This is a genomic window from Pseudomonas sp. H2_A10, assembly GCF_054680085.1.
The window spans coordinates 2,801,228-2,814,247 of sequence record NZ_CP162821.1 but is presented as its reverse complement, the minus strand read 5'-3'; the positions used below and the strand labels follow the sequence as shown (position 1 = coordinate 2,814,247).

At 59.8% G+C, this 13,020-nt stretch carries 9 protein-coding genes, 1 tRNA gene and 1 pseudogene; 5 read left to right on the top strand and 6 right to left on the bottom strand.

The annotated features are described in order from the left end of the window. The first annotated feature begins 31 nt into the window (after positions 1-31). Positions 32-1,945, top strand: coding sequence for a glycosyltransferase (locus tag AB4O23_RS13055; protein WP_460063480.1), 1,914 nt, complete (start codon positions 32-34; stop codon positions 1,943-1,945). Between the two features lie 47 nt (positions 1,946-1,992). Here the strand turns inward: AB4O23_RS13055 and AB4O23_RS13050 are convergent, their stop codons facing one another. The 3 genes from AB4O23_RS13050 to pdxR form a co-directional block, all read right to left on the bottom strand. Further along, on the bottom strand, positions 1,993-2,811 hold the full coding sequence (locus tag AB4O23_RS13050; protein ID WP_460063478.1) for a glycosyltransferase family protein: 819 nt from the start codon (positions 2,809-2,811) through the stop codon (positions 1,993-1,995). A 284-nt stretch (positions 2,812-3,095) separates the two neighbouring features. Beyond that, entirely contained in the window at positions 3,096-4,145 is a 1,050-nt protein-coding gene (gene wecB / locus AB4O23_RS13045; protein WP_460063941.1) for a non-hydrolyzing UDP-N-acetylglucosamine 2-epimerase, read from the bottom strand. Between the two features lie 222 nt (positions 4,146-4,367). Then, complete coding sequence (gene pdxR, locus AB4O23_RS13040) at positions 4,368-5,867, bottom strand: MocR-like pyridoxine biosynthesis transcription factor PdxR (protein ID WP_065877735.1); 1,500 nt, start codon at positions 5,865-5,867, stop codon at positions 4,368-4,370. A gap of 95 nt (positions 5,868-5,962) precedes the next feature. Between pdxR and AB4O23_RS13035 the strand changes: the two genes are divergently transcribed. The 3 genes and pseudogenes from AB4O23_RS13035 (at position 5,963) to AB4O23_RS13025 (ending at position 9,678) form a co-directional block, all read left to right on the top strand. After that, on the top strand, positions 5,963-7,189 hold the full coding sequence (locus AB4O23_RS13035) for a benzoate/H(+) symporter BenE family transporter (RefSeq protein WP_267863786.1): 1,227 nt from the start codon (positions 5,963-5,965) through the stop codon (positions 7,187-7,189). 216 nt (positions 7,190-7,405) lie between these two features. Further along, the gene (locus AB4O23_RS13030; protein ID WP_017527752.1) at positions 7,406-8,218 is read left to right on the top strand and encodes a DUF1206 domain-containing protein; all 813 of its coding nucleotides are present in this window, start codon (positions 7,406-7,408) and stop codon (positions 8,216-8,218) included. A 673-nt stretch (positions 8,219-8,891) separates the two neighbouring features. Continuing rightward, positions 8,892-9,678, top strand: a pseudogene (locus AB4O23_RS13025) (Abi family protein). A 10-nt stretch (positions 9,679-9,688) separates the two neighbouring features. On the opposite strand, the gene AB4O23_RS13020 reads toward AB4O23_RS13025, so the two are convergent. From AB4O23_RS13020 to AB4O23_RS13010, 3 genes are all read right to left on the bottom strand, one after another. Next, positions 9,689-10,441, bottom strand: coding sequence for a ParA family protein (locus tag AB4O23_RS13020; RefSeq protein WP_460063475.1), 753 nt, complete (start codon positions 10,439-10,441; stop codon positions 9,689-9,691). A gap of 121 nt (positions 10,442-10,562) precedes the next feature. Further along, positions 10,563-10,638, bottom strand: a tRNA-Asn gene (locus AB4O23_RS13015). A 60-nt stretch (positions 10,639-10,698) separates the two neighbouring features. Further along, complete coding sequence (locus tag AB4O23_RS13010) at positions 10,699-11,595, bottom strand: LysR family transcriptional regulator (RefSeq protein WP_460150510.1); 897 nt, start codon at positions 11,593-11,595, stop codon at positions 10,699-10,701. 101 nt (positions 11,596-11,696) lie between these two features. Here AB4O23_RS13010 and lldD point away from each other — a divergent pair, with 101 nt between their 5' ends. Continuing rightward, positions 11,697-12,839 (top strand): FMN-dependent L-lactate dehydrogenase LldD, encoded by a 1,143-nt coding sequence (gene lldD, locus AB4O23_RS13005; protein ID WP_017527747.1) that lies wholly within the window; start codon positions 11,697-11,699, stop codon positions 12,837-12,839. Positions 12,840-13,020 lie beyond the last annotated feature (181 nt).

Here is a 13,020-nt window from a genome sequence, read left to right as displayed (position 1 = left end):
GCTGGGCGCTGTGCGCGCCATACGAAATGCCATGAACGCAGGACAAACCTTTATCAGCCCCTCACCGGTGCCGCAGCCCCAACAGGCAGGGCTGGCCGACTACATCATCTGGGGCGCCATCGACTGGGACTTGCGCCACCAACGCCCGCAACAACTGGCCCAGGCACTGGGCGCCACGGGGCGCCGGGTGATCTACGTGTCGTCGTCGTTGATCGATGCGCGCCATGCCGGCTTTGAACTGGCGCCGCTGGATGAACAGGGCCGGCTGTTCCAGGTCAGCCTGTTCGCCCATGGCGCGCCGCGTATCTACGCCGGTGCCCCAAACGCGGCGCAGGTTCACCAATTGCTGCGCAGTATCGGTGAGGTGCTGCTGTGGTCCGGATCTACCCGTGTTATTTCATTGGTGCAACATCCCTTCTGGTGCGACATCGCCGGTGAATTGCCCGACAGTCGATTGATCTACGATTGCATGGACCATCACCAAGGGTTCGACGACAACGCCCCGGACATCCTGCAGCTTGAGCGGCGACTGGTGCGCGACGCCGACCTCCGGCTGTTTACCTCCGACTGGCTGGCCCGGCAATGGCCGGCCCAGCCCCACGAACCCAGCGCTATCATCCGTAACGCGGCTGACTTCGCGCATTTTTCCAGCCCCCCGGCGTCGGTCTATCGGGATCGCCTGCAACGCCGGGTGATCGGCTATTACGGCGCCATTGCCGGTTGGTTCGACGCCGAACTGGTAGCCAGCATCGCCGAGGCCTTTGCACAGCATGTGGTGCTGCTGATCGGTGCCGATACGGCCGGGGTGCAGGCACGCTTGCGCGGCTGCCCGAACGTCGAGTTCATGGGCGAAGTGCCCTATGGCGCCCTGCCCTATTACGCGCATGGTTTCGACGTGTGCATCGTGCCGTTTCGCGTGACGCCGCTGACGCTCGCCACCAACCCGGTAAAGGTTTACGAGTACTTGAGCGCCGGCAAACCGGTGGTTTCGGTGGACCTGCCGGAAATGCAGCAATTTGGCGCGCTGGTGCAGGTCGCCAGGGATACGCCTGGGTTTATTGCCGCGATCACCCAGGCACTGACACCCTCCACCGCCGAACACCTCGCTCAACGACAGGCGTTCGCGGCTCAACAAACCTGGACGCACCGCGCCGATGCGCTCATCACCCTGGCTGAACACCGCGACCACGCCGCGCGGGTCAGCGTGATCGTCGTGACCTATAACAACCTGGCATTGACCCGCGCCTGCCTCGAAAGCCTTGAGCGCCACCGCGAAGGCATCGCGCTGCAGATTATCGTGGTGGACAACGCCTCCAGCGACGCCACCGCAGACTTCCTGGCGCAGTGGGCCGCCGACAGCGGGCACAGGGTCATCCTCAACCCGGACAACCGAGGCTTCGCGGCGGCCAATAACCAGGGGTTGGCGGTCGCCACCGGCGATTATCTGGTGTTGCTCAACAACGACACCCAGGTGACTTCAGGCTGGGCGAGTACCTTGCAGCGGCATTTGCAACGTAACCCTGAACTCGGCCTGATTGGCCCGGTGACCAATAATATCGGCAATCAAGCCAAGGTTGATGTCACCTACACCAGCCTGGCGCAGATGCCGCAAGCGGCTCGACGCTTTACCTGCCGGCACCTTGGCGAGCGTGTCCGGCAGCCGACCCTGGCGTTCTTCTGCGTGATGATGCGGCGCAGTACCTACACGCAAATCGGCCCGCTCGACGAGGTGTATGGCCGAGGCTTTTTCGAAGATGACGATTACTGCCGACGTGTCGAACACGCCGGCCTCGCCTGCGCATGCGCGCGCGATGTGTTCATTCATCACCAGCTGTCGGCCTCGTTCGGGCAAATAAACCAGAGCGAACGCCAGGCACTGTTCGAGAAAAACAAAGCGATCTACGAGGCCAAATGGGGCCCATGGGTGCCCCATCAACATGAATAAGGCCGCGACGACGTTGCGCGCACCACTGGCCTGCGGCAACGTCGCGCTCATGAATGAAGTTTAGTGGCATCAAAACGCGCCTCCCAAGAGTGTTGCAAGGCAAACGCATGGGCCTCATCCGCGTCACGTTCACAGCACAAGGCTGCCTCGGCCAGCGCCGCAAGATCGGTCAGCGAATGACTGATAAACACACCTGGCAGGTCTGAGCGGCAGTGCATTTCGCCAAAGTCGGTGGAGATCACGGGCAACGCCAGGGCGCGGTATTCGTAATATTTGATGGGGTCGACAGAGGCGGTGAGTACGTTCGGTTTGAAGGGGATCAACCCCACGTCGAACTCAGCCATGGCTTGCAGTGCCGCGCCATGATCACAGGCGGGCAGCAAGACGACGTTAGGGGGTAGCTGATGGGCGGTCGGCTCGAACACGGGGCCGATCAAGCGGATTTCGTCGTGGGGCCTGGCCAGGGCCAAGGCGGCTACCCAGCCCCAGTCAAACCAGAAGGCCATCGTGCCCACATAGCCGAACACCTTTCGCGTGGAGGACGTCGGCGCAGGTTGTATGCCGAGCACTGCCGCCAGATCCAGACCGTTATGCACCAGGTGCACATCGTCCCGATAACCGCGCCATTGCGCATTAATGCCAGAGCTCGACGCCCAGATGACATCCACTCGCTGAGCGATCAACCGCTCCCATCGCGCCAGGGACGCGCGCGAAAAACCGGTGTAGAACGCCGGAAAATCGTCCATGGCGTCATACAGCGACGGGCAATGCGGCAGACGCTGCAACAGCAACCCCGCCAGCGCCGACGGCTTGCCGACCACCAGCAAGGTGGGCGCCTCGCGCGCGAAACCTTCGATCAAGCTCAAGGCATGCCGCCACACAAAACGGTTTACCCAGCCTGCCCCCGGTAGCGGCTCAATGGGCAACCCGCCCGGCTTCAAAACCGTGAGCCAGGCGGGCGTTGGGCTGGGTGGCTGAACAACTGGGGATGCGCGCAGACGCCGCAGATCGCTCCACTTGGGCAGCCGCGTGGGGTAAGGGTCCACCCATAGCACCGACACGCCCGTGCGGCGGTGAAGCCAGTCGACAAACTTATGTGGCCGCTGAGCGAAGCTCTCCCAGGGTAGCGGCGAAAGGATGACTACGCGGTTCAAACAAAGTGCTCGCGCAGGGCGTTGACGATACGTCCGGCCGCCTGCCCGTCGCCATAGGGCGAAATGCCGAGCGCCATGGCCCGATAGGCCGATTCATCATCAAGCAGGTGCTGCACGGCCTCAATAATGTGATCGCCGTTCGTACCAATCAGTTTTACGCCCCCCTGTTCAACCGCCTCGGGTCGCTCGGTTTCATCCCGCATGACCAGTACAGGCTTACCCAGTGCCGGGGCTTCTTCCTGCACCCCGCCCGAGTCGGTCAGGATCAGATAGGCGGCTTGCATGGCGGCGATGAAGGTCGTGTAATCTAGCGGCGCGCAGAGCCTGAAATTGGGTATCCCGGCCAAACACGCATGCGCGACCTCCTTGATATTCGGGTTCGGATGCACGGGGTACAGGAACTGCACCTCAGGGTTGCACTCGGCCAGGGTACGCAATGCCCGGCAAATATCGCGAAACGGCGCGCCGAAATGTTCCCTGCGGTGAGAGGTCACCAGCACCAGGCGTCGGCTGGGGTCAAGATCAAGGTTGAGCGCCGGCGCCCTGGCCGCTGCCGTGAGCAGGGCATCAATCACCGTGTTGCCGGTGACCACAATATCTGCAGCGCAGACGCCCTCTTTCAACAGGTTTTGCCGGGCGCTTGCCGTCGGTGCAAAGTGCCAACGCACCAACCTGCCGGTCATCACACGGTTGGCTTCCTCTGGAAACGGCTGTTGCATATCCCAGGTGCGCAGGCCGGCCTCAACATGACCCACCGGTATACGGTGATAAAAACAGGCCAAGGCGCAGGCCAGCACCGACGTGGTATCGCCCTGTGCCAAAACGGCATCGGGCCGCTCTTGCAGGAGCACGGTGTCCAGGTCGAGCAACAAATGGGCGGTCAAGCTGGTGAGGGTCTGATTGGGCCGCATCGCGTCCAGGTCGATGTCGGGTTCGATCCCGAAAGACACCAGGATCTGGTCCAGCAGATGACGGTGTTGCGCCGTGGCAAGTACACGCACATCCACCCAACGTTCTTTTTTCAGGGCCAAAATAACCGGGGCCATTTTGATCGCTTCGGGACGAGTCCCGACAACACACAAGATTTTTTTCAGAGACACGTCGAGCCTATTTCCATATTCAGGGAGTAGCTGAATAACTGCTGAGGTTCGTGACTCAACTGAATTCAAGCCATTGCACGCACATTCCGCTGTGCTTAAGCAGCATAGACACAGAACGCGCTTCCTGCCCGATAGCGCGACGCGCTTTCCCAGATCGGAAAGGTTGCCCTATTTTTTGCTCAGCGCACCGGCCAGGCGCTGCATGGCGACTTCGATTTCATGGGCGGTCAGGGACGAGTATCCCAATAGCCAACCGTGTTTTTTCTCTACGCCGGCATAGAGCCGACTGAGGCCGGGCAGTTGCACGCCCACGCGGGCAGCCTGGCGGATGGTGTTTTCTTCCGACCAACCCTCGGCCAGCAAACAGGGAATCTGCAGCCCGCCCTGGGGGCTTAAGGCCGTGACAATTGCGCCAAGGTGCCGGCCGATCGCATCCAGCATGGCTGCACGGCGCGCGGCGTAGAGTTTGCGCATGGCGCGGACATGCGCGTTGTAATGGCCGTCTTCCATGAAGCGCGCCAGGGTCAGTTGAAGGCTCTGCGGTGTGTGGCCGTCCATGATGCTGCGTGCGTAGGTGAAGGCTTTGACCAACTCAAGAGGCAGCACCATGTAGCCGATACGCAACCCCGGATACAGGGTTTTGCTGAAGGTACCGAGGTAGATCGTGCGTTGATCGTTGTCCAGGCCCTGCACGCACGCAATCGGCAGCCCGTCGTAGTGGAACTCGCTGTCGTAGTCGTCCTCGATGATCCACTTGCCATGCTCGGTCGCCCAGTTGATCAGCTCGAGTCGACGCTCCAGCGGTAAGGTCGCACCGGTGGGGTATTGATGCGAGGGCGTTACATAGACGCAATTGGCACCGCTGCGATCGGCCCGCAGCAGGTCCGTGCGTATGCCCTGAGCATCGACATCGATGGGCACCACGTTGGCCTCGGCGGTTTCAAAGGCCTTTTTGGCACCGAAGTAGCCCGGGTTTTCCAGCAGGATCGGTTTGCCGGCGTCCACCAGCAACTGGGCGCACAGGAACAGGGCTTGGCGCGTGCTGCTTAACACCAGGATCTGCTCAGGCGAGCATTTGGCCCCGCGCTCAAGGTTCAGGTACGTGGCGATTGCCTTGCGCAGAGGCTCGGCGCCTTGGGGGTCGCCATGCAGCAGGACATTGGCCTGGTAATCCTTCGTGACCTGGCGTTGCAGGCGCTCCCATATCCGGGTGGGGAAGGTTCGGGTTTCCGGCAACCCGGTGGCAAATGCCTTGATGACTTGTTGATCGTTAACGCCACCGCTGTTGAAAATCATCCGCCCGCGCTGGCTCAGGCCCGCCCCCGGCGGCGCCTCGCTGTGCGGGGCGCCTTGCACGTTCGTGCGCCGGCGCGCAGCCCCGCGCAATTCGGCGCCGACCGCCGCGGATACGTAGCTGCCCGAGCCCTCGCGCCGCACGATGAAACCGTCACGGTGCAAATGCACATAAGCGTTCTCGACCGTGTCGCGGGCCACGCCGAGCGTCTTGGCCAGGACCCTGGACGCCGGCAACTTCAGGCCTGGGCCGAGGGCACCTTCAAGGATCAAGGCACGCAGGGCGCGCTGGATCCGCTGATGCAAGTCCAGCCTCTGAAACTCGTCATCGTTGAGGCGTATCTGCAACGTTTCGAGTTCGAACGTATTTGCCATGCGGTCTGCCCTGCGTGAATAAATTGGCCGTAAATGACAGGCCAGTTTATCCGTAGACTTTGCTCATCGCCATTTGCAAGGAGCAACGTAACGCCATGTCTTCGTCACCCGCCAACTCATCTGTTCGCCTCAGGGATCTTATCCATCCGATTGTCGCCGCGCTGATCTCGGTCATCGTCAACTATGGCGGTACCTTCATCCTGGTGTTCCAGGCGGCCAAGGTCGCGGGGCTGAGCCCTGAGTTGACCGCTTCGTGGGTGTGGTCCGTATCGATTGGCGTGGGGGTGACCGGGCTGTTGCTCAGTTGGGTCGCGCGCGAACCGATCATCACCGCCTGGTCGACGCCTGCGGCGGCGTTCCTGGTCGTCGCCCTGGCCACCACGCCCTATGCCGAGGCGGTGGGCGCGTACATGATTTCGGGCGCGGCCTTCGTGCTGTTGGGCGTGTCGGGCTATTTCGAGAAAGTCATCCGCCTGATCCCGCCAGGCGTGGCCGCAGGGCTGCTGGCCGGCATCCTGTTGCAGTTCGGCATCGGCGCCTTTGGCGGCATGAGCGTCGAGCCGACGCTGGTCGGGGTGCTGATTGTTGCTTACCTGCTGCTCAAACGCTTTACCGCGCGCTACGCAGTGGTGGGCGTGCTGGCGCTGGGCCTGGTCGTTTTGCTGATTCAGGGACGTTTCGATGTGTCAGGGCTTGGGTTGCAGTTTGCAGCCCCCGTGTTCACCCGGCCTGAGTTCTCGCTCAATGCCTTGCTCAGCGTCGCGTTGCCGCTGTTTCTGATCACCCTGACCGGCCAATACATGCCTGGCATGCTGGTACTGCGCAACGATGGGTTCCGCACCAGCGCCAATCCAATCGTGGCCCTCACCGGGCTGGGTTCCTTGCTGATGGCACCGTTTGGCTCCCACGCGTTCAACATCGCAGCGATTACAGCGGCTATCTGCACCGGCAAGGAGGCGCACGAAGAACCCTCCAAGCGCTGGATCGCCGGCATCGCCGCAGGCGCGTTTTATATTCTGGTGGGGATTTTCGGCGTGACCCTCGCCGCGGTGTTCATGGTCTTCCCGGCCGCCTTCATCACAACCCTGGCCGGGCTCGCCCTGCTGGGCACCCTCGGCGGCAGCCTGGCCGGCGCCATGGTCGACGCCAAATCCCGCGAAGCCGCGCTGATAACCTTCCTGGCGGCTGCCGCCAACATTACCGTGTTCGGCATCGGCGGGGCGTTCTGGGGGTTGTTGATCGGGCTGGTGGCGTATGCCGTGCTCAACGGCCGCTTGCCACGTCGCGAGGCGGGTTCCGATGCTGCGCCAACGCGCGGGTGAAATAGCAGAGGTCGGTGCAACGCAGTGCGTTGAGACGGGTAGCCATAGAGGTCTGCTTGATGTGGCCTTCCTGGTATCCGGCAGGTTAACGCACGTTGGCGGCACGCCAGGCTCGACTGCCGCAGCCGGATCACACATCACAGTCATCGACTGGAAAATAGAACCCAGCCCAACGAGAAGGGTCTGCTCCTTTATCAGAACCTGGGAATACATCGAATGTCCGCGCAACATAGCCTAGTGATACTTGCTCGGGGAGGCTACGCCGCTCGGGGGCTGCTTTATTTGATCATCGGTCTCTTCGCACTGCTGGCAGCGCAGGATTCGACAAAACCCAAAGACAGCCATAAGAGCCTGGAAGCACTGCTAAGCCAACCATTTGGCTATTTTTTAGTGGGGCTGGTGGTGGCGGGTCTGCTCGCATTTGCGGCGTGGCGCGTGCTGCAAGCTACGCGTGATGTCGATCATCACGGCAAAGCACTCAAAGGCCTGGTGATTCGTGCAGGCCTGTTGGCGGGAGGTCTGGTCAACGGCGCTCTAGCGTTCTTTGCATTGGGCCTGCTCATTAGCGGCATTGAACGTTCGGGTCATTCCGGTGGGCAGTCCAAAGACTGGCTGGCGCATGTCTTGTCTTGGGATCACTCGAATTTGATGCTGTACCTGATCGCACTCATTCCGCTGGGCGTCGGTATTGCTCACATCATCAAGGGATGGAAGGCGTCGTTCGAGAAATATTTTGAGGCCGATGAAGACGTCATGCGGTATGTCCGCCCTGTATCTCGATTCGGTCTAGTTGCCCGTGGGGTCGTGTTTATAGAGATTGCGCTGCTGCTGGCAATCAGCGGCTCCACTTATCAAGCCATGGACCCACCGGGGATGAAGGAAGCACTGAACGCGCTGCAAAACCTACCCGCTGGTTGGTTGATTTTGATGGTGATGGCATCAGGGCTGATAGCTTTCTCGGTTTATAGCTTCTCGCAAGCCTTCTGGCGCAAGATCAACATGGATGTGCCGGGAATACCGAGACCCTAGTGCCAGCCATCGCCGTACAAGCCCGTTCGGATCACGAAAGTTAGTCGGGCTGGATTGGGTTGTCAAAGCGTGGCAAAGCAATGACTTGTAGGAAAAGGAGGCGGCAACAGTCAGCTCACGGACCCGTGACCTCTGTGTTTAAATCGCAGAATGTCCACGTAAACATGCGGCCAGTGATGCATTCCAACCGGCGCGGTCGGAACCTGTACCGGCACCAGAACACCTCCGCCCGGTAGAGCAGAAGCTCCGCCCTTCTCCAGCCCACTCAAGATTAATCAAAAGTGACAAATTCATAAATTCGCCAAAGCTTTCAGGCTCTGATAGTCCTATACACTCAGCCTACTCACGCACGCTGCCAGTCGATTGACACTGAGACGCTGATAGCCGAGATTTGGGCCCAATAGCGCCCGATCCTCTGGGGCTGGCTTGTCCAGCTCTGTGTTCGGGCCTTCTTGTTTATGGAACACGGAAGTTGCAGCAGCTCTCGCCACCGAAGCCCTTTCGGACTTACCCAGACCTCGTTGCGTTACTGATTGAACGCGGTATGGGCATCGCCAACCCAGCCCGTTCGGAACGCAAAATCGCTCAGGTAGGCTACTACCGTCTGAGCGGTTACTGGTTCCCGGCTCGTGATTTTGTACGAGACCACCTGCAGAATGTGGTGCTCTGCTAGGTGACCCAAAAGCCCCTTCGACAAAACTCCTTCCTTCCAGACACCACATTCGACGACGCGTTTAGCCTTTACCTTTTCGACAAAAAGCTGCGCCAGTTAATGCTTGATGCCATCGAGCGAATCGAGATCCACGTTCGAACTGTCACTGCCCATGAAGTCGGGTATTACGGGGCATTGGCCTATACGGATCCCAGTTTCATCGTCCCAAAGCAGACCCAAAACTGGACGGATAGAAGCAAAAGGCAACGCAACACCTGGTTAGAGTGGCTTGAAAGACAAAACGGTCTAGTTGCCCGCAGCCAAGAGGACTGCATTGAGTGGCACAAACGAAACCGCAAGGCGATTCCTAGCCATTGAGGCCTGGGACTTCGGTACGCTCTCCAAGTACTACGAGATACTCAAGGGCAACCATCAAAACCGTATAGCACAGCGCCTGGGTGTCTCGAACACCAGGACACTCAAGCTTTGGCTGCAAGAAATTAACACCCTTCGAAATCGCTTTGCACATCACAGTCGTATTTGGAACCAGGTGTCAGCGAATGCGCTCCCTGACCTTGCTGCAGAGCCATACTTCCAAACGTTGAAGTTGGATCACAGTGCACTCACCCGTCTTTATGGACAGATCGCTATCATCTGGTTCCTGGTACAGCGTATCGGACCAAGCTCAGACTGGATCCGACATGTAGCGGATGTCATAGATTCCAAACCGAACCTTCCTGGGTGCCCGTTCGGGTCCCTTGGGCTTCCTTCTGAAGATGGTTTTCCGCGGCACTTGTTCGGCATCTGAAATCCCGTCTTTAATCGTCCGGTGAACGGCGGTGAGTAGGGACGCGATATTCCAGGCGGTGCGCAGGAATGCCTTCTGTGGCAGCCCGACGAAAACTCACTGCCGCCGGGATCGTGGTCTGGGTCATCTGGACCTTCGGATAATCAGCAAAGGTTTCGGTCAGCGTGTGATAAATCAGGTTTGCATCATTGGTTGCATCAAGCTTGTTTATCACGACATTCAACATTGGCGTCTCTGCACCCAGCGCTGCCAACGGCTCAAGATCTCGATAGAGCTGGAGCATTCCACGCTGAAACTCTCGTGCAGTCAGCATATCTGGCGTGATGGGCGAAATAGCCATGTGTGCCCCAAGCAAGGCCATCTCCAGCACGATGGAGCGAGCGCCTTGGGTATCGATCAGAATCAGATCAAAGTCCTGCTCGAAAGCAGGCAACAGATTCTTGAGACGAAGACGCCTGTCAGCAGCATGCCGCGACAGATTTCCCAACTGATTGAACGGATCATTGGAGTGGATCAGCGAGAGATTAGGAGTGCAGGTCCGCGAAATGACCTGGTCGGCCCGAGTTTCGTTATTCGCGATCAGTGGATAGGTGCCACCAGGCGCCTCATGCGATAGCGCATAAAACGACGACAGCGACGGCTGGTTATCCAGATCGATGAGCAGGGTACGGATCCCTGCATCGGCGCAGAACGCGCCCAGATTGACGCCAACCGTGGTTTTACCCGGCCCGCCTTTGGTTGAAACGACCGCAGTGACTTTCATGATATTGACCTCGGAATCGTAGGACTTGAGATGCTTTCATGCAGGTCACGCCGTGCGCTTTGATCACCCCGGAAAATCCAAGGCAAAAAAAAGCCTGCATCGCTGCAGGCTTTTCCCTATCTGGCTCCACGACCTGGACTCGAACCAGGGACCCAATGATTAACAGTCATTTGCTCTACCAACTGAGCTATCGCGGAATGCGCCGTATGTTACTGATTGAAAAGGATAAGTCAAGCTTTGCACAGCATTTCGGCGGATTAATCCGGATGACCGGTCGAACGTTGCGGCTCCCTGGCCAATTCCAGCCAGGCCCGCGCGGCGGGTGGCAGGTGGGCGCTGGCGCGCCAGGCCAGGGCGATGTGCCAGTCGGTGTGGGGTTCGTCCAGGGGGATCAGGGCGATGCCAGCGTGTTGGTGCTTGTGGGCCAGCATGCGCGGCAGGAAGGCGACGCCGAGTCCGGCGGACACCAGGTCGACGATGAAGTCGATCTGCCCGCTGCGGGCGGTTATCTTCGGCATGACGCCTTTGCGCTCGCACGCTTTGAGGATCTTGGCGTTCAGGGCAAAGCCGGCTTCGAACAGGATAAAGGGTGAATCCGCCAGGTCAGTGAAGTCGATACTCGCGCGTGCGGCCAGCGGGTGGCCGATGGGCAGTACGGCCATCAGCGGTTCGTTGCGCACGGGTTGATAGTCGAAGCCTTCATCTATCGGCAGCAGGAGGGCCGCCAGGTCGACCTCCCCGGCGTCCAGGCATTCACGCAGTTTTTTGCTGCCATATTCGGTCAGTTCGATGTCGATGTCCGGGTAGCGGCTGCGGTAGGTGGCGAACATCGTCGCGAACACCACCCCACATCCCACCGGCGGCAGGTCGATGCGTAACACACCGCGCTTGAGGCCGCGCAGGTCATTGATTTGAGCGACGAGGTCGTTATGTTCAGCAAGCATGACCAAAGCGCGGCTGTAGGCGATTTCGCCGGCGGCGGTGAGTTCGTTCTTATGCCCCAGGCGACTGAGCAGCGGCGTGCCCAGTTCGTCTTCCAGGGTCTTGACCGCCTTGCTCACACTCGATTGGGTCAGGGACACCACCTCGGCGGCCTGGGAGAAGCCGCCTTGGCGCACGACTTCGACGAAGGCGCGCAATGTTCTGAGGTTCATCAGTATTCCTTTAGCGACTGGCAACTAGCGATAAAAGTTGCTTTTATCATGACAGATGTTTGCTTATCTTGGAGCCACCCTGCCCTGCCGAGATCCCGTGCATGATCATTTCGTCCGCCTCAGACTACCGCGCCGCCGCCAAGCGCAAGCTGCCGCGCTTTCTGTTTGACTACATTGACGGTGGCGCCTACGCCGAACATACGCTGCGCGCCAACAGCTCGGACCTGGCGGATATCAGCCTGCGCCAACGCATCCTGCGCAATGTCGACAACCTGAGCCTGAAGACCACGCTGCTGGGCGAGGAACTGGACATGCCGGTCATCCTCAGCCCCGTGGGCTTGACCGGTATGTATGCGCGACGCGGCGAAGTGCAAGCGGCCCAGGCAGCGGCCAATAAAGGCATCCCGTTCTGCCTGTCGACGGTGTCGGTGTGTTCGATCGAAGAGGTGGCGTCACAAAGCCCGCGGTCGATCTGGTTCCAGCTGTATGTGCTCAAAGACCGTGGTTTTATGCGCAATGCGCTGGAGCGCGCCCAGGCAGCCGGGGTGACCACGCTGGTGTTTACTGTGGACATGCCGACACCGGGCGCGCGCTATCGCGATGCCCACTCGGGCATGTCCGGGCCGTTTGCGGCGCAGCGGCGCATGCTGCAAGCCGTCACCAAGCCGCAGTGGGCGTTCGATGTGGGCTTGATGGGCCGCCCCCACGACTTGGGCAATATCTCCAAGTACCTGGGTAAACCCACGCACCTGGAAGACTACATCGGCTGGCTGGCCAACAACTTCGACCCGTCGATCAGTTGGAAAGACCTGGAATGGATCCGCGAATTCTGGAAGGGCCCGATGATCATCAAGGGCATCCTCGACCCTCAGGACGCCAAGGACGCGGTCAGTTTCGGCGCCGATGCCATCGTGGTGTCCAATCACGGCGGCCGTCAGCTCGATGGCGTGCTGTCTACCGCCAAAGCCCTGCCACCGATTGCCGACGCGGTGGGCGAGGACCTGACGGTGCTGGTGGACTCCGGCATCCGTTCCGGGCTGGATGTGGTGCGCATGCTCGCCCTGGGCGCCAAAGCCTGCCTGCTGGGCCGCGCGACCGCCTATGCGTTGGCCGCAGATGGCCGGCACGGGGTGGAAAACCTGTTGGATATCTTCGCCAGGGAGATGCGCGTGGCAATGACATTGACCGGCGTGACGTCGATTGAGCAGATTGACGCCAACACATTGGTTCAAGCAGCCAAATAACCGGCGTCATACCCCGACGACTGTTTTCCAGCCGGAAAACGGTCGTTGATTTATAAGGATATTTATTAATTTGTAACTATTGGCATGAATATCGCTCTATTAATTTTCAAGCAGGTCACGCAATGACAAGACGTGCGGCAGGGCCCAAGGGTTATACGCCCTGGCAAAGCGGACTAAACTG